The sequence below is a fragment of the Streptomyces adelaidensis genome (assembly GCF_016598475.1).
GTDB classification, from domain to species: Bacteria; Actinomycetota; Actinomycetes; order Streptomycetales; family Streptomycetaceae; genus Streptomyces; species Streptomyces adelaidensis.
On record NZ_JAEMUX010000018.1, the window covers coordinates 49,144 to 72,472 of the forward strand.

The following is a 23,329-nucleotide window of genomic DNA, read 5'->3' on the forward strand; positions in this document are numbered from 1 at the left end:
GCACGGGGACGCGGACGGCGTCCCTGTGGGCCACATAGCAAAACGGATGAATTTCCTTACCGTCTGCCCAAATTGACCACCCCGGTCTACTCTGGAGCCGTGCCGGAGGACGTGGGGGGCACGCCGTTCCCGGACGGCTGGGAGCCCGACGACGACCGCGACCGCGGGGGTATGGACGAAGAGTTCGCCTCCGTGGTCTTCGACGAGGACTTCGTACGGGCGGCCGTGGTCCACGAGCCGACCGCGGTCGAACGCCTGCTCGCGGCGGCGGAGGCCCGCGCCGCGGCCCAGGAGGCCGAGGCGCGCCGGGCCCACTCCAGAGGCGTCCGCGGCGAAGACGACCGGTACGACGACGGCTACGGCCGCGATTTCGGCCACGGTCGTGATGACGAACTGGACGATCTCGACGACACCGAGATCCTGGAGGGCCGCTACGGCCCCGACGGTGCGTTCGGCAGGCCGTACGGCAAGCAGACCCGCTGGCACCGGCCCGTCGCCTGGATCCTCGCCCTGGTCATGGGTATCGGCATGGTCGCGCTGGCCTTCACCGCGGTCTACCGGGGCGCCTCCTCAGGCCGCGGCGAGGTCCCGCTGCCGCCCGCCACCACCGGCGTCGAACAGGGCACCCCGACAGGCCCCTCCGCCTCCGCGGACTACTCCCAGCCGGCGGTGTCGGCCTCGGCGGTGCCACGAACGCCCTGAGACGGCCCCGCAGCGGCCTTGAGCGGGCCCGGGCGGACCTTGGCGGGTGCTTCGACGTCCGTTCGAAACCTGGTGCGAACCTGTCAGAACTTGTCGTGCACCAGCACGTTTACCGGAGCTCCCGGCGACCTACTCTGAAGGTATGGGCGGGCCTGGAAACCCACCTGAGGGGAGTCCCGAGGGCGCCCCCGGCGGTGGAGAGGACGAATACCGATCCGTCGTCTTCGACGAATCGTTCGTCCGCGCTGCCCGCCTCCAGGAATTCTCCGCGCAGGAGCGCCTCACCGACCACGCCCCGGCCGTCCGCCGCCGCCCGCCCCGGCGCCGCGGGCTCTCCAAGCAGGCTCTCGCCCTCGTCCTGCTGATCGCCCTCGCCTTCGGCACCGCGATCTACCTGGGTGTCCGCCACCCGTACGCGACCCCGGCCGCCAAGCCCACCGAGCCGCTCAGGATGACGGTGATCCCGCTTTCGCCGCAGGCCCCGGTGCCCGGCGCCGAGGACCCCGAGAAGCTGTACGCGCACAGCCCGGCCGCCCAGTTCCGCATCGGCGCCGAGGGCATCACGATGCCGGTCACCCGGCGCACCGAGCACTTCTCCGACAGTCAGGTCGTCTCCGCGCTGACCATCGCCAAGGAGTACCTGGTCGCCTCGGCGCTCGACCCGGAGGTGCTCGGCGGCACCACCGTCCAGCCTGTGCGGCGGCTGCTCGACTCGCAGCAGCTCGACCAGTTCGAGCAGAGTTTCGACCACCCGGCGGCCGACGGGCGGCACGCCCCGACCGGCTGGCTGGTCCGCTTCGACCCCTCCCGCGCCGAACTCGCCGACCACAAGATCCGCGTCCAGGGCACACTCCAGGCCGCCGAGTTCGACTCCGGCACCCTGGAGGTCGTCGCCTCCCACACCTTCGTCTACGCGCTGCGCTCGGCGGGCGACGAAGCCGGCGCGCGGGCCTCGCTGTTCACCGTCCGGCGCGAGCTGCACTTCCGCTTCGACCAGGACGACCTGCGCACCCACCAGGCCGAGGTCGTCGTCTCCTACGTCCAGGCCGGGCCGCTGGCCTGCGCCGACGACGCCGCTGAGCATCTGCGCCCGCTGCTCGCCGGCCAGACGGCGAAGGGGGGCGGCCCGGCCGCCGGCACCGACCCGTACGCCACGGGCGGCGCCACCGCCCTCTGCGGCTCGCTCGCCCAGAGCGCGCAGCCGAAGGTCTGAGGCGAGGGCGCCCGGACCACCGCGACCCGCCGTCCGAGACTCGCCCTCCCGTCGAACACACAAGCGCCCGGCGCGAAGGTCGACAGACCTCCGGCCGGGCGCTTCCGCTTCAGTGGCGGCAGCCGTAGCCGTAGCCGTAGCCGTAGCCGCAGCCGCAGCCGCAGCCGTAGCCGTGCGTCACTCGTCGTCCGGGCGCCTGTCCCGGGGGGTGTCGGAGTCCGTGTCCGGGTCCGTGGTGGTGCCGGTGCCGGTGCCGGTGCCGGTGTCCGTGGCGGTGGAGCCGCCGCCGTTGGCGAAGCCGCCGAAGCCGCGTCGCACCCGGCCGCCGAGGTCGCCGGCGCCGCCCGCGATGTCGGTGACCAGCTTCATCAGCGGGTCCTTGGAGCTCTTGACACTGCTCGTGTAGTGCGCGGCCGACTCACGGAAGGAGTCGGTCACCGAGGTGTCCTTGTCCGTGCTGCGCCGGGGGTAGTGCCCGTCCATGATCCGCTGGAAGTCGCGGGACTCGGCCCACTTCTTCAGCTCTGCCGCGCGCACGGTGGTGAAGGGGTGAGAGCGGGGCAGCACATTGAGGATCTTGAGGACGGAGTCGCGCAGGTCGCCCCCGGCCTCGTACTCCTCGGCCTGCGCGAGGAACGCGTCCACGTTCATCTCGTGCAGGTGGTTGCCGCCCGCGATCTTCATCAGACCGCGCATCGAGGCCTGGACGTCCTGGCCTACCAGGAGGCCCGCGCGGTCGGCGGACAGCTCCGACTTGCGGAACCACTCGCGCAGGGCGGTCACGATCGCCATGATCGCGAGATTCCCCAGCGGGATCCAGGCGACCTTCAGCGCGAGGCTCGTCAGGAACAGCAGTATCGTGCGGTACACCGCGTGGCCGGAGAGCGCGTGGCCCACCTCGTGGCCGATGACGGCCCGCATCTCCTCCTCGTCGAGCAGCTCGACGAGCCCGGTCGTCACGACGATGATCGGCTCGTCCAGGCCGATGCACATCGCGTTGGGCTGCGGGTCCTGGTTCACGTACATCGGCGGGACCTTCTCCAGGTCCAGGATGTAACACGCGTCCCGCAGCATGTCGTTGAGGTGGGTGAACTGCTGGTCCGAGACCCGTACGGAGTCGGACAGGAACAGCAGCCTGAGGCTGCGTTCCGGCAGCAGGGCGCTGAGCGCCTTGAACACCGTGTCGAAGCCGCTGAGCTTGCGCAGCGCCACCAGCGCCGAGCGGTCCGCGGGATGTTCGTACGCCCGCGAGGAGATCCCCTCGAAGCGCCTGCGCTGCCTGCTGGGCACGTTCTCGTGCCCGTTCTGCTCGTGGCTGTCGTCCGGCATGTTTTCCCCCATGCGTCTGATTGCCCATGTTGCCCCCGAAGCGGGGTCCAGCCTAGGCGGAGTTACCGTGGCAGGGCATCAACCGTAAGGAGTGATCTCATGGGGCACCTTCCCGACCTGGCGGCATCCGCCTGGTTCACCGAGGCGGCGGGGGCCGCCGCGAAGCAACAGGGCGCGGGCAATCTCCTGCGTGTGGTGCTGATCGTGATGGTCCTGGGGTCCGTGCTGATGGGGTGGTTCCTCTTGCGGGGATACAAGCGGGACGACTGACGGTACGGAGGCGGGGGCGCGCTTGTTCACCTCTGGACGGAGTCGACGTGATCGCCGCCGGGGCGCCCGCTTACGATGGGCGGGTCTTTATCCCGATCCCACTCCCGGATAGGTCACGCCGACGATGAGCTTCCACAGCACCGCTGCCGACTTGGTCACTTTCGCCGCCGAGGGCGGCGGGGAGCACAGCGGCAACCACGAGAGCCTGAGCCCCTACCTGACCGGCGGCGGAGCCTTCTTCGCCCTGATGCTGCTGCTGTGGATCACGACCCGCTTCAACCGGGACCGCTGAGCCGTCAATCCGCGCAAAAGGACGTTCGAGCGGTACGCGTCGGCCGGGCCGGTAGGGTCTCGACGCATGGGAGAGCAGGACATGCCTACCGGTCCGGAGCACGACGACGCGAACGGCCAGGCGCACGAAACGAGTGACGGCCGGGCCGACAGCATCGCCGCCGTACCGGGAAACCGCAGGTCGGAGCCCGGGCGGCGCCGCCTCGGTGTCATGGGCGGCACGTTCGACCCGATCCATCACGGGCACCTCGTGGCGGCCCAGGAGGTCGCCGCGCAGTTCGGTCTCGACGAGGTCGTGTTCGTGCCGACCGGCCAGCCATGGCAGAAGTCCCACCAGTCGGTCTCGGCGGCCGAGGACCGTTATCTGATGACGGTCATCGCCACGGCCGAGAACCCGCACTTCTCCGTGAGCCGCATCGACATCGACCGCAAGGGCCTCACGTACACCATCGACACCCTGCGCGAGCTGCACGAGCTGAACCCCGAGTCGGACCTCTTCTTCATCACCGGCGCCGACGCGCTCGCCCAGATCCTCACCTGGCGCGACGCCGAAGAGCTGTTCTCCCTCGCGCACTTCATCGGGGTCACCCGTCCGGGTCACACCCTGGCCGACCCCGGCCTGCCCGCGGGCGGTGTATCGCTGGTCGAGGTCCCGGCGCTCGCCATCTCCTCGACGGACTGCCGTGCGAGAGTCGCCAAGGGCGATCCCGTCTGGTACCTGGTGCCGGACGGTGTGGTGCGCTACATCGACAAGCGGCAGCTGTACCGCGGCGAGTGAGCCGAGAGGGGCACCGGTGAACGACCGATACGACGCCGGCAACGGGGGCGACCAGCAGTACGAACTCGTCGGCTACGACGAGTACGGCCAGCCGGTGTACCGACAGGTGCCCCAGCAGCAGGCCTACGACCCGTACTGGACGCAGCAGCAACAGCAGCAGCCCCAGGGCTACGGCTACGACCCGTACACGCCCGGCCAGCAGCAACCGGTGCCGTCCTACGACACGAGCCAGCAGGCCCCCGCCCCCTCGTACGACTCCTACGGCTCGCACGGCTCCCACGATTCCTCCTACGACCCCTACGGGCAGGCCGCGAGCACCGGCCACCAGGCCGCCCATGTCGCCGAGCAGACCGCCTACATCCCGCAGCAGGCGGGGCCGCCGGAGACCGTCCAGGAGAGCGAGGCTCCCGCCGAGGTCCCCGCCGCCGAACGGGACTACCGCACCGAGCAGTTCGCCTTCGTCGAGGAGCCCGACGGTGACTCCGAGGACGTCATCGACTGGCTGAACTTCACCGAGAACCGCACCGAGCGCCGCGAGGAGGCCAAGCGGCGCGCCAAGAGCCGCCTCATCGCCCTGGTGGTGGTCTTCGCCATGGTCGCGGCCGGCGGCGTCGGCTACATGTGGTGGTCGGGCATGCTGCCCGGGGCGTCCTCGGACGAGCAGACCGGCACCACGACCTCCGCGGCCGCCCAGAAGCGGGACGTGGTCGTCGTCCATCTGCACGACACGAAGAAGGGCGGCACCTCCACGGCGCTGCTCGTGAACAACACCACGGCCGGGCGTGGCGACACGGTCCTGCTGCCCAACGCCCTCGCCCTGACCGGCGAGGACGGCACCACGACCACCCTCGCCAAGTCCGTCGAGGACGACGGCTCCACCGGTACCCGCGAGGAACTCGACACCGTCCTCGGCACCAGCATCGAGGGCACCTGGCGCCTGGACACCCCTTATCTGAGCAACCTCGTCGAACTCGTCGGCAACATCGACATCGACACCGACACGGACGTGCCCGACCCCGAGACCGAGAAGAAGACCGAGGCCCCCCTCGTCAGCAAGGGCAAGCAACAGACCCTCAGCGGCAAGATGGCCGTCGCCTACGCCACCTACCGGGCCTCCGGCGAGTCGCAGGACGCGCAGCTGAAGCGGTTCGGGCAGGTCATGCAGGGCGTGCTGCGCAAGCTGTCCACCGACGCCCAGGCCGCCACGGTCACCGTGCAGTCGCTGGCCCAGATCCTCGACCCCTCGCTCGGCGAGAACGACCTCGGCGCCTTCCTCGCCAAGCTCGCCGACCACGCCAAGGGCGGCGACTACAGGACCGCGCTGCTGCCCGTCCAGCAGGACGGCACCCTCAGCGCCGAGGACTCGGACAGCGTGGTCAAGGACCTGCTCGGCGGCACCGCGAAGAGCCCCGACGCCGGGGACGCGGTCCGCGTCGGCATCCGGAACGCCACCGGCGACGAGGACGCCACCGAACAGGCCCGCGTGGCCGTCCTCAACGGCGGCTACACCTTCCTCGACGCCGGCACCACCGGCACCGCTCGCACCACCTCTCAGGTCACCTACTCCGACGCGGCCCGCAAGCAGGACGCCACCGAGGTCGCCAAGACCCTCGGCCTGCCGGCCGGCGCCGTCAAGAAGGGTGAGACCACGTCCAACGCGGACGTCTCGGTCGTACTCGGCCAGAACTACGAGACGACCGGCACGACCGGGACCACGGGCTGACGGGACCACGGGCCGGCCGGGGGCGGGCCCCGGCGCCGCTCGGGGGCCCGCCCCCGGGGGGCCGGGCCCGAACCCGTGGGGCGGTGTCGGTGGGCCGTGAGACCCTTGAGGCAGCCCGTGAGGGTTCCTGACCGCCGACGGAAAGCCATGTAGTGACCGCCACTGACCGCTCGCTCGAACTCATCACCGCCGCCGCTCAGGCGGCCGCCGACAAGCTCGCCCACGACGTCATCGCGTACGACGTCAGTGATGTGCTGTCCATCACGGACGCCTTCCTGCTCGCCTCCGCGCCCAACGACCGCCAGGTCAAGTCGATCGTCGACGAGATCGAGGAGCGGCTCAGCAAGGAGCTCGGCGCCAAGCCGGTCCGCCGCGAGGGCGACCGCGAGGCCCGCTGGGTGCTGCTGGACTACGTCGACATCGTCGTGCACGTCCAGCACAGCGAGGAGCGGGTCTTCTACGCCCTGGAGCGGCTCTGGAAGGACTGCCCCGAGCTGGAGCTGCCCGCCGACGCCAAGGCCACCCGGGGCAAGGGCGCGGAGCACGCCAAGCTGCGCGCCGCCGAGGAGGCCGCGGAGCTGGATGGGGAGCCGCGATGACCGCGGGCATCGACGCCGCCGACAGCAAGGGCCGGGGCCGCCGCCTCATCCTCTGGCGGCACGGCCAGACCTCGTGGAACGTGGAGCGCCGCTTCCAGGGCACCACCGACGTCGAGCTGACCGGGACCGGCCTCGGTCAGGCCCGCCGCGCCGCCCGGCTGCTCGCCTCTCTCGAGCCCGACACGATCGTCGCCTCCGACCTGCGGCGCGCCGCGAACACGGCCGCCGAGCTGGCCGCGCTCACCGGCCTGGACGTCAGCCACGACGAGGGTCTGCGCGAGACCTACGCGGGCGTCTGGCAGGGGCTCACGCACGACGAGATCATCGCCCGGCACGGCGAGGAGTACGCCGCGTGGAAGCGCGGCGAGCCGGTCCGGCGCGGCGGCGGCGAACTGGAGACCGAGGTCGCCGACCGCGCCGCTCCCGTCGTGCTGCGGCACGCCGACAAGCTTCCGGAGAACGGCACCCTCGTGGTGGTCAGCCACGGCGGAACCATCCGCACCACCATCGGGCGCCTCCTCGGCCTGGAGCCCCACCACTGGGAGAGCCTCGGCGGCCTCTCCAACTGCTGCTGGTCCGTCCTCGGCGAGGGCGCCCGCGGCTGGCGGCTCCTGGAGCACAACGCCGGCACACTGCCCGAACCGGTGCTCGGCGACGACGACTGAACGTCGTACACGGCCTCCTACCGGGGCCGGGACCCGGATTTCACTTTCCGGCTGGTCGCAGGCTAAAGTTCTTCTTGTTCGCCCCCGCCGAGCGGGAAGAACGCAAGGGGCTATAGCTCAGTTGGTAGAGCGCCTGCATGGCATGCAGGAGGTCAGGAGTTCAATTCTCCTTAGCTCCACAAGTCGGTCCTCGAAGATCGATACAGATCGGTTCAGAACCGTACAGAAGATCCCGTCCTTGTCAGAGGGCGGGATTTTTCGTGTGTGACCTGCGTCCCTGCTTGAGCACTCGTGGCCCCGGAGGCGTATACCTCTGCGGACGACCTTCTTTCCTGCCGCGTGTCCGGACTGGTACGAAGGCGTCGCTGACCGTATTGGTCCGGCCGTGGCAGAATCAAACGGCCGGAAAGGGGCGCGGCCCGACGGGAGGGAGAAGCGATGCCTGCGAGCATCCGCGGGAAGGTCCATGATCTTCCCGACGCGGTGGCGATGCGGAGCAAAACCACTCTCCTCTGCCCTTCCTGCGGCTCGCTCCATGTTGCCCAAGTACTCGGTGACAACGGAGGGATCTCCTACGTGTGCACGGCCTGCGGCCACAGCTGGAGCTGAACGATGGGTGCACACAGGAGGAAGTGCGACTGGTGCGGCAGCGGCACGCCGATCGTCCGCGACATGGAGCCCGTCAACGCCGACTACCAGTACTGGTGCGAGGAATGCGCCCGGGCGCTGATCATAAAAGGCGACCCGATCGAGACGTACCGTGAGCTGGAGGGCGAGCCGATCTACGGCCGGCTCCTCGAAGAGCACTGCACGCTCAAGCGCTTCTACTCGTTCGTGACGGCCTGAGCGCGACACCACGGTTGCGCATCTCGGCAATTGCCCCAAATCGACCGCTGATCCGGGGCCGACGGAAACGATTTGGTGGTGCGTGCGGGGGACCGGTAATGTTGGCGTCGCCGCCGGGGAAACCCGGCGGAGCAGGGCAAGGGGCTATAGCTCAGTTGGTAGAGCGCCTGCATGGCATGCAGGAGGTCAGGAGTTCAATTCTCCTTAGCTCCACAGGTTCGTAGAGAAGACCCCGTCCAAGTGGACGGGGTCTTCTTGGTGTTGGCGGCGGAAGGCCGTTTCAGCGAGAAGGGCGGGCCACCCCCTCTGGGGCGACCCGCCCTTCGGCGTACCGGTGTGCTCAGCGACCGCTGCCCAGAGCCCGTCGGCCACGGCCCTGGGAGAGGACCGGGAGGTTGCGGGACGGGGCGGAGGCGCGGGTGTCTTCCTCGACGCGCAGGGCGAGCGCGGGGCAGCGCCGCACCGCGCGGAGGGCCTTGGCCTCGGCGTACTGGGGGACCTTCGCCTGGGCGACGGTGGGGAAGCCGTCGGCGCCCAGCTGGAAGACCTCCGGGAGGATGTCGGCGCACAGGCCGTGGCCCCGGCAGAGCGTCCAGTCGACGAAGATCTTCTGACGGCTGGCGCCGCTCTCCTCCTCGCCCGCGCCGCCCGGGATACCGGTGGGCATCCGGCCGCCCTCGAAGAGGGGAAGCACTCCCTCGACCGGGCGTCCGCAGCCGTTGCCGAGGACATGCGCGGCGAGGTCGTCCGTGAAGGCCTTGACGGTCGACTCCAGGAACATCGCGGAGCCGTCCGGGTGCGAACACGCGCCGCGTCGCTTCACGTTCTTCGCGACCTGCTTGAGGGCCTCCAGGGCTGCCGGACCGCCGCCGTTGAGGATGTCCTCCAGGCCGCGCGCGGCGGCCGGCAGACCGAGGTAGCAGGGACCGCACTGTCCCGCGCTCTCCTCGGCGAGCCACTTGGCGACCTGGAGCGACTCGCCGAGCGGGCAGGTGTCCTGGCTGATCGGCAGGATGGCGCCCGCGCCGAGCGCACCGCCCACCGCGTCCAGCGAATTGCGGGAGACGACCGCCTCGTTGACCGTCGCGGCGTCGATCCACTTGCCGTGGTAGCCGCCGGTCAGCACGCCCTGCGGGACCGGCGGCGCGCCGGCCAGCTGCAGGATGTAGCGCAGCGGCACGCCGGTGGGGGCCTCGATCACCATGGGGCGGGCGACCGCGCCGGAGACCGTGAGCATGACGGTGCCCGGCTCGTCGTACAGGCCGGTGTTGCCGTAGCGCTCCGAGCCGATGCGGGCGCCGATGGCGAGCTGGGCGAAGGTCTCGGCGTTGGAGAGCAGCGTCGGTGCACCGCCGACGCCGCTCTTGGACGCGCTGGTCTTGCGGCCCGGCGGGATCGGCGGGCCGCCGTCGATCGAACGGATCAGCGAGCCGGCGGCGCCGGTGACCATCCGGACCGGGTTGCGCTGCACGCTCGCGCGGATGGCGGCGCCGCGCCGGTTGCTCAGCCCGCGCTCGGCGAGGGCGGCCTCCATCGACCGCTCGGTGGATTCACGTGTCACCCCGATGACCAGCTGGCGGGCGCCCAGGGCCTCGGCGACCAGCAGGGCGCCGTCCAGGATGAGGTGCGGAGCACGGTTGATCAGCACCGTGTCCTTGCGGCAGGCGGGTTCGTCCTCACTGCCGTTGACGACCACGACGGGCCGGATGCCGCGCTTGATCGCCGACTCGGCGACCGACCGCAGTTTCTTGTGGAACGGGAAGCCCGCGCCACCCCTGCCCTTCAGGTTGATTCGCTCGGACAACTGGGCCAGCTGCTCGCCGCCCATCGGTTCGAGCGGACCGTGCACCTTCAGGTGCATGGGGAGGTCGAGTCTCTCGACGAGGTCGAAGCCCGAGGTGAGCTGGGGGAGCCCCACCACACGGACTTCGGGGACGTCGGGAAGGGCCTCGTTCACTTAAAGCCTCCGGAAGGCGCGTTCCAGGGTTCGCCTGAGCTCGGCGGGGGTTCGTAGTCGTAGCCGGACAGCGTTTCAGTGGCGGGACCGCTGTTGTACGTGTCATTCGGGTTGTACGTGCCGTAGGGGGCGTTCGTCTCAGCCGTTCCGTAGGAAGTTTCGGCCGGCCCTGTGGTGTACGTCTCGGCCTGGTAGGCCTGGCCCGGGTACGCCTGTCCCGCGTAGGCCTGGCCGGCGAACGTGTCCTGCATCGGGTCGTACGCGGACGGGGGCGCCTCGCCGACCGGCGGCGGGGACGGGGCCGGCCAGCGCGTGCCCGTGCCGGCGCCGTCGTCCATGCGGGGCATGGCCTGCGTGGGCTGCATGTCCAGCGGTGGCTGCTGCTGGGTCAGGTACGGCGCGGTGGGCTCCGCCGCGCGCGGGGTCATCGACACGGCGCGGTACGCGGCCGCGAAGCCGGGGCCGCTGTCGGCCGCTGCGGCCGCTCCCCGCTGCGGGGGCACCAGCGGGTCGCCCAGCGCGGGGTTCGGGCTCTGCCCGCCGAAGCCGGGCAGCGGGAACTGGCCGGTGTCGCGCATCCCGTCGCGCCGTCCGCCGTCGCGCTGTCCGCCTTCGCGCCGGCCGCCGGGCTCCTCACGGGACTGCAGGGCGCTGCGGGACTTCACGAGTTCGTCGACCTCGGGGGGCCGCTGGCCGTCGGTGCCCAGGATCCCGGTGACCCGCTCGACCACCTGGCGCTTGACCGAGCGGGGGGCGGAGCGCAGCAGCAGGGCTCCGGCCACGGTGACCAGGCCCATCGCGTAGAGGATCACGAAGATCGGCTTGGCTTCGCGACCCGCGTAGAGTCCGTGCACCAATGCGAAACACCAGGCCGGGTAGGCCATCATGTGCATCGCCCGCCAGCGGGCCGCGACCGGTGCGGGAGAGGCGAAGTTGCTGCGCAGGGCACCGGTGATGGCGACGAAGACCATCATGGATCCGGCGGTCGCGCCGAAGCCGATGAGCGCACCCGAGCCCGTCACCCCGAGGGCGAAGGGGAACAGGGCGATCGCGGAGACATGCGCCAGCGCCAACTTGACCGTGACATGCAGGACGAGGAACGCCACGGAGGCGATCGCTGTCGTCCGGTGGACGGCCTGGCCGATGATCCGCTGACGTGTGTTGAGGAGGGTGCGGTCCTGGGCGACGAGACCCCAGAGCACCGAGACGGTCAGTGAGACGAGCGACAGGACGCCCGCGCCGAAGTCGAGGAACTCACGGTAGACGTCACCTCCGACCAGCACACTTACAGGTATCAGCAGCAGAGCGGCAGCCGTGGCTATCCCATAGGCCGAGCGGCCTGTCTGGGGCAGCGAGCTGTTACTGCGACGAGGGTTCATGGGGGCAACTCCGAACAGTTCGGGAAAGCGGTCCCGTCGTCGAACTGTAAGTGGTGCCAAACCGAGCGGTACGAGGTTTCAGTTATTGCGTCGTTATCAAGGGGCAATCTCACGTCGACGATGTCCCTTAGAGGTTGTTACGCGAAGTAAGATTTGAATATTATTCAACTTTTTTGGCCGGAACCTGTGGCTGACATGCCGCCGGTTTCTGTCTATCGGTGGCCCGTAACCTCGTCGCGGCGGCTGTGGGGGCTGCGGTACTCTGAGCCCATGCGTGCCGTACGCCTTCTGCTTAGCGAGCCGCGCTGATCAGTCCCGACCGCCGATGAACGGCGTGGTCGGAATCGGCGCGGCGTCCCCTCCTGTGCGAGGGGATTTTTCGTTTCCTGGACGACACAGCCGCTGGCAGAGACGATCGATGGAGCTTTGAGGATCATGAGCGAGACGAACCCCGCTGCCGCCGAGGTGGCCGCGCCGCACCGCTACACGGCTGTCGTCGCGGGCGAGATCGAGGCACGCTGGCAGGACTTCTGGGACGCCGAGGGCACCTACGCCGCCCCCAACCCGAGCGGCGACCTGGCGGGCGACGCCGAACTGGCCGCCAAGCCCAAGAAGTTCATCATGGACATGTTCCCGTACCCGTCCGGCACGGGCCTGCACGTCGGCCACCCCCTGGGCTACATCGCCACCGACGTCTTCGCCCGCTACCAGCGCATGACCGGCCACAACGTCCTGCACACGCTGGGCTTCGACGCCTTCGGCCTGCCCGCCGAGCAGCACGCCGTGGCCACCGGCGAGCACCCCCGGGTCACCACCGAAGCGGCCATCAACAACATGAGGTCCCAGCTGCGCCGGCTGGGCCTGGGCCACGACAAGCGCCGGTCCTTCGCCACGATCGACCCGGACTACTACAAGTGGACCCAGTGGATCTTCCTGCAGATCTTCAACTCCTGGTACGACGGCGAGGCGAACAAGGCCCGTCCGATCGCCGAGCTGATCGCCCAGTTCGAGTCCGGTGAGCGCGCGGTGCCCGGCGGGGGCTCGTGGAGCGCGCTGAGCGCCGCCGAACGCGCCGACGTGCTGGGCGACCACCGCCTGGCGTACGCCTCCGACGCGCCGGTCAACTGGTGCCCCGGCCTGGGCACCGTGCTGGCCAACGAGGAGGTCACCGCCGACGGCCGCTCCGAGCGCGGCAACTTCCCCGTCTTCAAGGCCAAGCTGCGCCAGTGGAACATGCGCATCACCGCGTACGCCGACCGGCTGCTGGACGACCTGAACGAGCTGGACTGGCCCGAGGCCATCAAGCTGCAGCAGCGCAACTGGATCGGCCGCTCCGAGGGCGCCCGCGTCGACTTCCCCATCGACGGGGAGCGCATCACGGTCTTCACCACCCGCCCCGACACCCTGTTCGGCGCGACCTACATGGTGCTGGCCCCCGAGCACCCGCTGGTCGACAAGTTCACCCCGGATGCCTGGCCCGAGGGCACCCACGACGTGTGGACCGGCGGCCACGCGACCCCGGCCGACGCCGTCACCGCCTACCGCGCCCAGGCCACCTCGAAGTCCGACGTCGAGCGGCAGGCCGAGGCCAAGGACAAGACCGGCGTCTTCATCGGCTCGTACGCGACCAACCCGGTCAACGGCGAGCGGATCCCCGTCTTCATCGCCGACTACGTCCTGATGGGCTACGGCACCGGCGCGATCATGGCCGTCCCGGCCGGTGACCAGCGCGACTTCGAGTTCGCGCGCGCCTTCGAGCTGCCGATCCGCTGCGTCGTCGAGCCGACGGACGGCCGCGGCACGGACACCTCCATCTGGGAGGACGCCTTCGGGTCGTACGACGCGAAGGTCGTCAACTCCGCCGGTGAGGGTGTCTCCCTGGACGGCCTGGGCGTCGTCGAGGCCAAGGCGCGCATCACCGAGTGGCTGGAGCGCACGGGCATCGGCGAGGGCACGGTCAACTTCCGGCTGCGTGACTGGCTGTTCAGCCGCCAGCGCTACTGGGGCGAGCCCTTCCCGATCGTCTACGACGAGGACGGCGCCGCGCACGCGCTGCCCGAGTCGATGCTGCCGCTGGAACTGCCCGAGGTCGAGGACTACTCGCCGCGCACCTTCGAGCCGGACGACGCCGACACCCAGCCCGAGACGCCGCTGTCGCGGAACGCGGACTGGGTGAACGTCACGCTGGACCTGGGCGACGGCCGCGGCCCCCGCCCGTACCGCCGTGAGACCAACACCATGCCCAACTGGGCCGGTTCCTGCTGGTACGAGCTGCGCTACCTGGACCCGCACAACTCCGAGAAGCTGGTCGACCCACAGATCGAGCAGTACTGGATGGGCCCGCGCGAGGGGCAGCCGCACGGCGGTGTCGACCTGTACGTCGGTGGCGCCGAGCACGCCGTGCTGCACCTGCTGTACGCGCGCTTCTGGTCCAAGGTCCTGTTCGACCTGGGCCATGTCTCGTCGGCCGAGCCGTTCCACAGGCTGTTCAACCAGGGCATGATCCAGGCCTTCGTCTACCGCGACAGCCGTGGCTTCGCGGTGCCGGCCACCGAGGTGGAGGAGCGCGACGGCGCGTACTACTACCAGGGCGAGAAGGTCAGCCGTCTGCTGGGCAAGATGGGCAAGTCCCTGAAGAACGCGGTCACTCCGGAGTCGATCTGCGAGGAGTACGGCGCCGACACGCTGCGTCTGTACGAGATGGCGATGGGCCCGCTGGACGTCTCCCGGCCGTGGGACACGCGCGCGGTCGTCGGCCAGTTCCGGCTGCTGCAGCGACTGTGGCGCAACGTCGTCGACGAGGCGAGCGGCGAGGTCACGGTCGTCGACGCCGAGCCCGCCGAGGACACCCTGCGGGCCCTGCACAAGGCCATCGAGGGCGTACGGCAGGACCTGGAGGGTATGCGGTTCAACACCGCGATCGCCAAGGTCACCGAGCTGAACAACCACCTGACCAAGGTGGGCGGCCCGGTGTCCCGCCCCGTCGCCGAGGCCCTGGTCCTGCTGGTCGCGCCCCTGGCCCCGCACATCGCCGAGGAACTGTGGCGCAAGCTGGGGCACGGTGATTCGGTCGTGCACCAGGACTTCCCCGTCGCCGACCCCGCGTACGTCGTCGACGAGGCCGTCACCTGCGTCGTCCAGATCAAGGGCAAGGTCAAGGCCCGTCTGGAGGTGTCGCCGGCCATCTCCGAGGCGGAGCTGGAGAAGGTGGCTCTGGCGGACGAGAAGGTGGTCGCCGCGCTGGCCGGGGCGGCGATCCGGAAGGTGATCGTGCGGGCGCCGAAGCTGGTCAATATCGTCACGTAGGTCTCGCGGGCCGGCCGGCCCGGCGCGGCCCGTCGCTGACCTGCGCGGTTCGGCTGTGGTCGGCCGCGCTTCGACGGTGGTTCGGCTGCGGTTCGGCTGTGGTTCGGGGGTGTCCCCTACGGGCAGGTTCAGGGTTCCGGTGGAACTCGGGACCTGCCCGTTGCGTTTACCGTTGAAGAGCGCGGCACCGTGTGCCGTGCTGGTCGGAGGAGGAACGCGCCCGTGGAAACCGTGATCGCAGTCGTCGCCCTGCTCTTCGTACTGCTCGTGGTGCTGGGCGCGTACGCCACGGTGAAGGCGGTCGGCGCGGCCAAGCGCGGCGTGGACCGTACGATCACCCAGGCCAAGCGGACCGTCGAGGACACCACCCTGCGGGCCAGAAGCCTCGCCCAGCCGGGCCCGGTGGGCCAACTGGCGGATCTGCGGCTGAAGTTGCGCACCTCGATGCGGGCCACCCAGGAGGCGCTGCAGGCGGGTGTGGGCGAGGACGAGTCCCTGAAGGAGTCCCTGGCCCTCTTCGCGCAGCTCAGCAAGCACGGCCGGGAGCTGGACGACGAGCTCAAGCGCCTGGAGCCCGAGCCGGACCGCGCCAAGCTGGCCCGGCGGCTGCCCTCCCTGCGCGAGCGCACGGAGCGGATCGTCAAGTCCGCCGACTCACTGAGGTGGGCGGCGCACGACCGGGCCCGCAAGTTCGCCGAGGACGACCTGGACACGCTCAGCGCGCAGATCGACGTCGAGGCGGGCGCGCTGCGGCACTGGACGACGGAACCCGCGTCGGTCTGGCCCCAGGCGCCCAAGGCCGAGCCCACGCCGGTGTGGCCCGAGGCGCCGAAGCCGGAGGCCACGGCTTCCACCGGGCAGACCTGGCGGGAGACTCCCGGGGCCGGCAGTGGTGAGTCCCGCAGTGGTGAGTCCCGCAGTGGTGAGGAGCCGCCCAAACCCGCGATCACGCCGCCGAGCGCGCGGCCGACGTATCCGTGGCAGAAGAAGCCCCGGCCGGAGAACACGACTTGAGCCGGTCGGCTCGTTCGGCGCCGTAGGCTCCGTCCGCCCGGGCTGTCCGGTCGCAGGTGGGAGGGGCCGGGCTGCCGTCGGTGGGACTGGGCGGGTAACCTCCAGCTCATGTCCCGCCATGTCGCGATCGTCACCGATTCAACGGCCTACCTGCCGCCGCCGGCGATGGAGCGTCACGGCATCATCGCGGTGCCGTTGACCGTGGTCCTCGGCGACCAGGCGCTCGAAGAGGGCACCGAGATCTCGGCGCGTTCGCTGGCCCAGGCCCTGCAGAAGAGACGGTCCGTCACCACGTCCCGCCCCAGCCCTGATCTGTTCGCGGAGACCTATCGCAAGGTCGCGGAGTCGGGCGCCACGGGCATCGTCTCCCTCCATCTGTCCGCCGAGTTCTCGGGCACGTACGACGCGGCCGTGCTCGCCGCCCGAGAGGCACCCGTGCCGGTACGCGTGGTGGACACCGGGATGGTCGCGATGGCCCTCGGGTTCTGCGCCCTGGCCGCCGCCGAGTCCGCGGAGGCGGGCGGCACGGTGGACGAGGCCGTCACCGCCGCCGAGAAGCGGGCCGCGGGTACGTCCGCGTTCTTCTACGTCGACACCCTGGACTATCTGCGCCGGGGCGGGCGGATCGGTGCGGCGCAGGCACTGTTCGGTTCCGCGCTGGCGGTCAAGCCGCTGCTGCAGTTGGACGGCGGCCGCATCGAGATGCTGGAGAAGGTCCGTACGGCCTCCAGAGCGATCGCCCGCCTTGAGGAGATCGTCGCCGAGCGGGCGGGCGGCGCGCCGGTCGACATCGCCGTCCATCACCTCGCCGCGCCCGAGCGGGCCTCGGCGCTCGCGGAACGGTTGCGGGAACGGGTGCCGGGGCTGGCCGATCTGCATGTGAGCGAGGTCGGGGCGGTGATCGGGGCGCATACGGGGCCCGGGTTGCTGGGGGCGGTTGTTTCGCCTCGGTGAGGGGCGAATGTTGCTGGGGCTGTCGCTCGTGTGGGTGACGGAGTTATCCACAACTGGGCAGTAATCCACGGGATCTGAGCAAGATCATCGCGAGTGCGCGGACTTGCCTGATCCTCGTCGCATGGCACTTCGATCACGTTCGCGTACAGCGACAGTCACCAGCGGCCCGGGCCGGGCCCCATCCTCCGACGGCCGCGCCCGGCACCGCTCTCGGCAGCCGAGGGGGAGGGCCGGGCGCCGCCACCAGGCGTCGGCGGAGACGCTCCGGCTGCGGGCCGAGGCGCTCTTCCCCGAGAGGGTTCGGGAGCGGCGGGAGCCGCAGGAGCCGCAGGATCTGGCGGAGCCCCGGGAGTCTGGGCATGGGCCGCCCGGGGCGCCCAGGGGTAGGACGGGGCTCGGGGGCGGGGTGGCCTGGGCGGATGCGGATGCGGATGCGGATGCGGCTGAGGCTGAGGCTGAGGTTGCGAGCGCTGATGATCGTGGTGCTCCGCGCGGGGGTGGTGCCGGTGAGCGTCGTGCTGTCGACGGCGGTGTGGATGACGGCCGCATGGGCGACGGCGGTGTGGGTGACGGCGGTGTGGGTGACGGCGGTGCGGTCGATCGCGGCGCGGGCGGCGCGTGGCGGGAGCGGGTGGGGCCGGCCGTGCGGGAGCGGTTGCCGTTGTGGTTGCAGGTGCGGTGCGGCATCGAGCGGAAGAGCGTGGTCGCGCTGAGCGTGGTGCTGGTCGTCGCGGCGGTGTTCGCGGCACAGCACTTCTGGGCGGGCCGGACCCAGCCGGTGAGCGCGCCCGAGGTGGTGCGGGCGGGGGCCCCGGGGGCTCCGGGCGGTCCGGCGGCTTCGTTCGGCGAATCCGGTGGTGGGCAGGCGGGGGCGCCGGGTTCCTCGGGCGGGGCGATGCCTGCCACTGCCGGGCCCTCAATTGTGGTGGACGTCGGAGGGAAGGTGCGCAGACCAGGCATCCAGCAGCTGCCGGCCGGTTCCCGGGTCGCCGACGCGTTGCGGGCGGCGGGCGGTGTGCGGCCAGGGGCGAACACCGACGGGCTCAACCGTGCCCGCCTCCTCGTCGACGGTGAACAGGTCCTGGTCGGCGGCCCGGCACCGGTGTCCGGTGCCGTACCCGGTGCGGGTGCGGGTGCGGGTGCGGGCGGCGGTGGCGTGGCCGGGGCCGGCGGAGCGCCCGCGGCCCCTGTCTCCCTCAATACGGCCACCGCGGATCAGTTGGACACCCTGCCCGGCGTCGGGCCTGTCCTCGCCCAGCACATCATCGACTACCGCGCCCAGCAGGGCGGCTTCCGCTCGGTCGACGAACTGCGCGAGGTGAACGGAATCGGCGACCGCCGTTTCGCCGATCTGCGGAATCTCGTACGGCCATGAAGGCGCCGGAGGAGGGGGTGCCGGCTGCGGTCGGGGCGGCCGGAGCACAGGGTCTGTCGCGACGTGCCGCCGTGCACGCGGCCTCCGGCGCTCGGCTCGGCCACGCGCATCCCCGACAGGAAGGGCCGACGGATCTGCGTCTAGTACCGCCGGCGTTGGCCGCGTGGGCGACGGCGGCTCTGATGGTGCACGCCTCTCCCGGGTGGGTCACGGGTGTGGTCGTGGTCTGTCTGGTTGTGGGAGTGGCCCTGCTGGTCATGGGGCGAGGGCGGGTACGGGTACGGGTACGACCCGGTGCCGGAGTCGGAGCCTGGACCATGGTCTCGGTCGCCGCCGTGCTGCTGTGCGCGGGTGCGGCTGCCGCGTCCGCCGGGCTGCACGGGGCGGATCTGCGGCGGGGTCCCGTGCCCGCCCTGGCCGGGCAGTACGCCCGGGTGAGCGCCGAGGTCGAGCTGACCTCCGATCCACGGCTCACCCGCCCCCGGATCAAGGGCAGCCACGCGGCCCCGACCGCCGTGCTCCTTCAGGCCGAGGTGCGACGGGTGAGAAGCCCGGACGGGACGGTCGTGGACACCCGGACTCCGGTGCTGGTCATCGTCGACGTGAACGGACGGGGACAGGCGGGCGCGGGTGACGGCGGAGGCGGGGGCTCCGGTGGTGGTCGTTCGCCATGGCTTTCCCTGTTGCCGTCCACACGGGTGCGGGTGGCGGCACAGGTCGTGCCGGCCATGGCCGGGGGAGACCGGGTGGCGGCCGTGTTGCGGGTGCGGGGCGGGGCCCCGGAGGTGGTGGCGGAGGCGAGTGCGGTGCAGCGGTTCGCGGGGCGGTTGCGGGAGGGGCTGCGGGAGGCGACCGACGGGCTGGACGCGGACGCGCGGGCGCTGTTGCCGGGGTTCGTCGTCGGGGACACCTCGCGGGTCACGGTCGAGTTGGACGAGGCTTTCAAGGCGACCGACCTCACGCATCTGCTCGCAGTGAGCGGGGCGAACTTCACGATTCTGCTGGCCCTGTTCATCGGACCGCCGGGGCTGGCCCAGCGGGCCGAGCGGCGGGGGCTCGCGCCCCGGCTCGGGATTCCGCTGCGGACGACCGCGCTGGCCGGTGGCGCGCTGACGCTCGGCTTCGTGATCGTGTGCCGGCCGGAACCGAGCGTGGTGCGGGCCGCGGCCTGCGGCTCGATCGCGCTGCTGGCCATCGCGACGGGACGCCGCAGGTCCCTCATCCCCGCGCTGGCGACGGCGGTTCTGCTGCTGGTGCTGTACGACCCGTGGCTGGCGCGTAGTTACGGCTTCCTGCTGTCGGTTCTCGCCACCGGGGCCCTGCTCACCCTCGCCCCGCGCTGGAGTGCGGCGCTCCAGCGGCGCCGGGTGCCGCCCCGCCCGGCCGAGGCGCTGGCGGCGGCGGGAGCCGCGCAGGCGGTGTGCGCGCCGGTCGTCGCCGTGCTGTCGGCCAAGGTGAGCCTGGTGGCGGTGCCGTGCAATCTGCTGGCGGAGTTCGCGGTGGCCCCGGCCACGGTGCTGGGGTTCGCCACGCTGGCGACGGCCCCGGTGGCGATGCCCGTGGCCGAGTGCCTCGCCTGGTGCGCGAGTTGGCCCGCCGGGTGGATCGCGGACATCGCCCGCACCGGGGCGTCCCTGCCCGGTGCCGGTGTGGACTGGCCGGGCAGTTGGACGGGTGCGCTGCTGCTCGCCCTCGTCACCGTGGTCGGCGTGGCGGTCGGGCGGCGGCTTATGAGCCATCCCTGGCTGGTCGGGGCGTGCCTGGTGGTGTTCCTGCTGGCCGTGGTGCAGCCACCGCCCCTGACCAGGGTGATCACGGGCTGGCCGCCGCCCGGCTGGCGGTTCGTGATGTGTGATGTGGGCCAAGGGGACGCGACCGTCCTCGCGGCGGGTGACGGCGCCGGGGTGGTCGTGGACGCCGGTCCCGATCCGGTGCTGGCCGACCGCTGTCTGACGGCGCTCGGCATCACCAGAGTCCCCCTCGTCGTCCTCACCCACTTCCACGCCGACCATGTGGCGGGGCTGCCGGGAGTGCTGCGGGGACGTTCGGTCGGGGCGATCGAGACGACCGGGTTCGAGGAGCCCGCCGACCAGGCCGAGTTCGTGCACAGACACGCGGCGGCCCGGCGGATTCCGGTGACACGGGCGGTGGCCGGGGAGGAGCGGCGCACGGGGAGCCTCGCGTGGCGGGTGCTGTGGCCGCCGGGTGCCGCGCCCGTGCCGGACGGGCCGAACGACGCCAGCGTGACCATGCTGGTCCGTGCGGCCGGGCTGACCCTGCTGCTCCTCGGCGACCTGGAACCGCCCGGTCAGCGGGAACTGGCGAGATCCCCCGAGGCCGCGGCGCTGGGAGCCGTGGACGTGGTGAAGGTCGCCCATCACGGGTCGGCCTACCAGGACCCGGACCTGATACGCGCGATGGCACCCCGGCTGGCACTCATCTCGGTGGGCGCGGACAACTCGTACGGACATCCGGCCCCGAGCACGGTCGCGGCGCTGCGGGCCGGGGGCGCCACGGTGCTGCGTACGGACGAGGACGGCGCGATCGCCGTCGCGGGTACGGCGAAGGAGCTGCTGGTGGCGAGAGACTGAAGTCATGGATACCGCGGAACTGGACGCCTACCTTCGCCGCATCCGGGGCCGAGCACCCGGCCTGGCCCACCGTCGACGTACTGCGTGAGCTGCATCTGCGCCATCTGTGGGCGGTGCCGTTCGAGAACCTGTCGATCCACCTCGGAGAGGAGATCGTGCTGGAGGAGAAGCGGCTCCTCGACAAGGTCGTGGGGGAGCGCAGGGGCGGCTTCTGCTTCGAACTGAACGGACTGTTCGGGGCGTTGCTCGCGGCCCTGGGGTTCGACGTGACGCTGCTCGCGGCACGGGTGTACGGCGATGAGGGGCGGCTCGGCATCCCGTACGACCATCTCGCGCTGCGGGTACGGACGGTGGACGGGGGTGACTGGCTGGCCGACGTGGGGTTCGGGTCGAACAGCCACTATCCGCTGGACTTCGGGGGGCGCGGGGAGCAGGAGGATCCGGGCGGCACGTTCCGGGTGGCCGAGGCGGATCGGGAGAGCGGTGGGCGGGAGTTCGGGGACCTGGACATCTACCGGGACGGGACGCCCCAGTACCGGCTGGAGACGCGGCCCAGGGTGCTCGGTGACTTCGTGGCCGGGGCCTGGTGGCACAGCACCTCACCGGCCTCGCACTTCACCCGGTCCCTCGTCTGCTCCCGGGTCGCCGAGGACGGCGGACGGATCACCCTCAGCGGTCGCACCCTCACGGTCACGTCGGCGGAGGGCGAGCGGGAGGTGACCGAGCCGGTGACGGATCGGGAGGTGCTGATGGCGTATCGGGAGCGGTTCGGGATGGAGCTGGAGCGGGTGCCGGAGGTGAGGGGCGGGGGAGGAGGGGGCACCGCGGTGTGAGGTGGGCCGGGGCCGGCGGAAAATGGGGGCGTGAGCGATGTGAGACATGTGCTGGTGCTGCCCGACCGTGACGCGGCGCAGGAGGCGGCGGAGGCGCTCGGGGAGCGGTTCGGGCTGGACGAGGAGCCGCGGTTGGTGCGGGACGCGCTGGCCGGGGAGGACGACGCGGAGGACGCGCAGTGGCTGGTGGTGCTGCGGGACGAGCGGGGTCGGCTGGATCCGGTGGCGTTGGACGAGTTCGCGGGGGAGTGGGAGGGGTGGCGGGAGGAGCCGTAGCGTTCCACTGGGTGCCGGGAAACCACCGGGTGGCTGTCGGGGGGTTCGTCGGGTGCGGGGCGGTGGGGGGTGCTCGCGAGGTTCCCCGCGCCCCTGGCCGACGCGGGCGTGGGTGCGGGTGCGGGGCAGGGTGGGTTGTCGGTGGGGCGTGGGATGCTGTGCCTGATGGCCAAGAAGACTGCGAATGATGATCCTCTCGCCCCTGTGACGCTTGCCGTGGGCCAGGAGGACCTGCTGCTGGACCGTGCCGTGCGGGAGGTGGTGGCCGCCGCCAGGGCCGCCGATGCCGACACGGACGTACGTGATCTGTCCTCGGAGCAGTTGCAGCCCGGCACGCTCGCCGAGTTGACCAGTCCGTCGCTCTTCGCCGAGCGGAAGGTCGTGGTCGTACGCAATGCGCACGATCTTTCGGCCGACACGGTCAAGGACGTGAAGGCGTATCTCGGGGCGCCCGCCGAGGAGATCACCCTGGTGCTGCTGCACGCGGGCGGTGCCAAGGGGAAGGGGCTGCTGGACGCGGCGCGCAAGGTGGGGGCGCGGGAGGTGGCGTGCCCCAAGATGACCAAGCCGGGGGATCGGATGGCGTTCGTGCGGGGGGAGTTCCGGGCGCTCGGGCGGTCCGCCACGGCGGAGGCGTGCCAGACGCTCGTCGACGCGATCGGGAGTGATCTGCGGGAGCTCGCGGCCGCGGCGTCGCAGCTAACCGCGGATGTCGAGGGGACGATCGACGACGCGGTGGTCGGGCGGTACTACACCGGGCGGGCCGAGGCGTCGAGCTTCGAGGTGGCCGATCGGGCCGTCGAGGGGCGGGCGGCGGAGGCGTTGGAGGCGTTGCGGTGGTCGCTGGCGACGGGGGTGGCGCCGGTGTTGATCACCAGTGCGTTGGCTCAGGGGGTCCGGGCGATCGGGAAGCTGTCGTCGGCGCGGGGCGGGCGGCCGGCGGATCTTGCGCGGGAGTTGGGGATGCCGCCGTGGAAGATCGATCGGGTGCGGCAGCAGATGCGGGGGTGGACTCCGGATGGGGTCGCCGTTGCGTTGCGGGCTGTGGCTGAGGCTGATGCGGGGGTCAAGGGTGGGGGGGACGATCCTGAGTACGCGTTGGAGAAGGCGGTTGTGGTGATTGCTCGGGCTGCGCGGTCTCGTCGGGGGTGACTTTTTCGCCCCCGCCGCCCCTACCCGTCCCTCCCCCCCGCTCGGCTTCGCTCGAGCGGGGGGACCCCCATCCAGG

General features: G+C 71.2%; 19 protein-coding genes, 2 tRNA genes and 1 pseudogene. 19 read left to right on the forward strand and 3 right to left on the reverse strand.

Features of this window, described 5'->3' with window-relative positions; genetic code table 11:
- Positions 1-99 precede the first annotated feature (99 nt).
- Positions 100-702, forward strand: coding sequence for an SCO2584 family spore wall biosynthesis protein (locus tag I8N67_RS13210; protein WP_200303240.1), 603 nt, complete (start codon positions 100-102; stop codon positions 700-702).
- Between the two features lie 142 nt (positions 703-844).
- On the forward strand, positions 845-1,915 hold the full coding sequence (locus I8N67_RS13215) for an SCO2583 family membrane protein (protein ID WP_200303241.1): 1,071 nt from the start codon (positions 845-847) through the stop codon (positions 1,913-1,915).
- A gap of 177 nt (positions 1,916-2,092) precedes the next feature.
- On the opposite strand, the gene I8N67_RS13220 is transcribed toward I8N67_RS13215, so the two are convergent.
- Complete coding sequence (locus I8N67_RS13220; protein WP_200303242.1) at positions 2,093-3,244, reverse strand: M48 family metallopeptidase; 1,152 nt, start codon at positions 3,242-3,244, stop codon at positions 2,093-2,095.
- 99 nt (positions 3,245-3,343) lie between these two features.
- Between I8N67_RS13220 and I8N67_RS13225 the strand changes: the two genes are divergently transcribed.
- The 9 genes from I8N67_RS13225 to I8N67_RS13265 all read left to right on the forward strand — a co-directional run bounded on the left by I8N67_RS13225 (position 3,344) and on the right by I8N67_RS13265 (position 8,629).
- A complete protein-coding gene (locus I8N67_RS13225) occupies positions 3,344-3,514 on the forward strand; it encodes a hypothetical protein (protein ID WP_200303243.1) in 171 nt (56 codons plus the stop codon).
- A 124-nt stretch (positions 3,515-3,638) separates the two neighbouring features.
- Positions 3,639-3,806 carry a hypothetical protein gene (locus tag I8N67_RS13230; RefSeq protein ID WP_005479309.1) on the forward strand — a complete coding sequence of 56 codons (168 nt, stop codon included), beginning with the start codon at positions 3,639-3,641 and terminating at the stop codon, positions 3,804-3,806.
- A gap of 81 nt (positions 3,807-3,887) precedes the next feature.
- Positions 3,888-4,583, forward strand: a complete 696-nt coding sequence (gene nadD / locus I8N67_RS13235) for a nicotinate-nucleotide adenylyltransferase (protein ID WP_372443696.1) — start codon at positions 3,888-3,890, stop codon at positions 4,581-4,583.
- Positions 4,584-4,599: 16 nt separating this feature from the next.
- A complete protein-coding gene (locus I8N67_RS13240; RefSeq protein ID WP_200303247.1) occupies positions 4,600-6,306 on the forward strand; it encodes an LCP family protein in 1,707 nt (568 codons plus the stop codon).
- Between the two features lie 152 nt (positions 6,307-6,458).
- Positions 6,459-6,905, forward strand: a complete 447-nt coding sequence (gene rsfS, locus I8N67_RS13245; protein WP_200303252.1) for a ribosome silencing factor — start codon at positions 6,459-6,461, stop codon at positions 6,903-6,905.
- Positions 6,902-7,570: a histidine phosphatase family protein gene (locus I8N67_RS13250; RefSeq protein ID WP_200303253.1), complete on the forward strand. Its 669-nt coding sequence runs from the start codon at positions 6,902-6,904 to the stop codon at positions 7,568-7,570. Before rsfS ends, I8N67_RS13250 begins: the two co-directional genes overlap by 4 nt.
- 106 nt (positions 7,571-7,676) lie before the next feature.
- Positions 7,677-7,749 (forward strand) — tRNA-Ala (locus I8N67_RS13255).
- 433 nt (positions 7,750-8,182) lie between these two features.
- Positions 8,183-8,416, forward strand: a complete 234-nt coding sequence (locus I8N67_RS13260) for a hypothetical protein (protein WP_005479297.1) — start codon at positions 8,183-8,185, stop codon at positions 8,414-8,416.
- 140 nt (positions 8,417-8,556) lie between these two features.
- Positions 8,557-8,629, forward strand: a tRNA-Ala gene (locus tag I8N67_RS13265).
- A gap of 127 nt (positions 8,630-8,756) precedes the next feature.
- On the opposite strand, the gene I8N67_RS13270 is transcribed toward I8N67_RS13265, so the two are convergent.
- Positions 8,757-10,373, reverse strand: coding sequence for an NADH-quinone oxidoreductase subunit NuoF family protein (locus I8N67_RS13270; protein WP_200303254.1), 1,617 nt, complete (start codon positions 10,371-10,373; stop codon positions 8,757-8,759).
- Positions 10,370-11,752 (reverse strand): ferric reductase-like transmembrane domain-containing protein, encoded by a 1,383-nt coding sequence (locus I8N67_RS13275; RefSeq protein WP_234045614.1) that lies wholly within the window; start codon positions 11,750-11,752, stop codon positions 10,370-10,372. The genes I8N67_RS13270 and I8N67_RS13275 overlap by 4 nt, the downstream gene beginning before the upstream one ends.
- 435 nt (positions 11,753-12,187) lie before the next feature.
- Here I8N67_RS13275 and leuS point away from each other — a divergent pair, with 435 nt between their 5' ends.
- The 8 genes and pseudogenes from leuS to holA all read left to right on the forward strand — a co-directional run bounded on the left by leuS (position 12,188) and on the right by holA (position 23,253).
- Positions 12,188-15,058, forward strand: a complete 2,871-nt coding sequence (gene leuS / locus I8N67_RS13280) for a leucine--tRNA ligase (protein WP_200303255.1) — start codon at positions 12,188-12,190, stop codon at positions 15,056-15,058.
- A 222-nt stretch (positions 15,059-15,280) separates the two neighbouring features.
- Positions 15,281-16,072 carry a hypothetical protein gene (locus I8N67_RS13285; protein WP_200303256.1) on the forward strand — a complete coding sequence of 264 codons (792 nt, stop codon included), beginning with the start codon at positions 15,281-15,283 and terminating at the stop codon, positions 16,070-16,072.
- Between the two features lie 108 nt (positions 16,073-16,180).
- The gene (locus I8N67_RS13290) at positions 16,181-17,026 is read left to right on the forward strand and encodes a DegV family protein (protein WP_200303257.1); all 846 of its coding nucleotides are present in this window, start codon (positions 16,181-16,183) and stop codon (positions 17,024-17,026) included.
- A gap of 121 nt (positions 17,027-17,147) precedes the next feature.
- Positions 17,148-18,401 carry a ComEA family DNA-binding protein gene (locus I8N67_RS13295; protein ID WP_200303258.1) on the forward strand — a complete coding sequence of 418 codons (1,254 nt, stop codon included), beginning with the start codon at positions 17,148-17,150 and terminating at the stop codon, positions 18,399-18,401.
- A gap of 71 nt (positions 18,402-18,472) precedes the next feature.
- On the forward strand, positions 18,473-20,992 hold the full coding sequence (locus I8N67_RS13300) for a ComEC/Rec2 family competence protein (RefSeq protein WP_200303300.1): 2,520 nt from the start codon (positions 18,473-18,475) through the stop codon (positions 20,990-20,992).
- Between the two features lie 4 nt (positions 20,993-20,996).
- Positions 20,997-21,825, forward strand: a pseudogene (locus I8N67_RS13305) (arylamine N-acetyltransferase family protein).
- 30 nt (positions 21,826-21,855) lie between these two features.
- Positions 21,856-22,101, forward strand: a complete 246-nt coding sequence (locus I8N67_RS13310; RefSeq protein WP_200303259.1) for a hypothetical protein — start codon at positions 21,856-21,858, stop codon at positions 22,099-22,101.
- Positions 22,102-22,266: 165 nt separating this feature from the next.
- Positions 22,267-23,253 carry a DNA polymerase III subunit delta gene (gene holA, locus I8N67_RS13315; RefSeq protein ID WP_200303260.1) on the forward strand — a complete coding sequence of 329 codons (987 nt, stop codon included), beginning with the start codon at positions 22,267-22,269 and terminating at the stop codon, positions 23,251-23,253.
- The last annotated feature ends 76 nt before the right edge of the window (positions 23,254-23,329 follow it).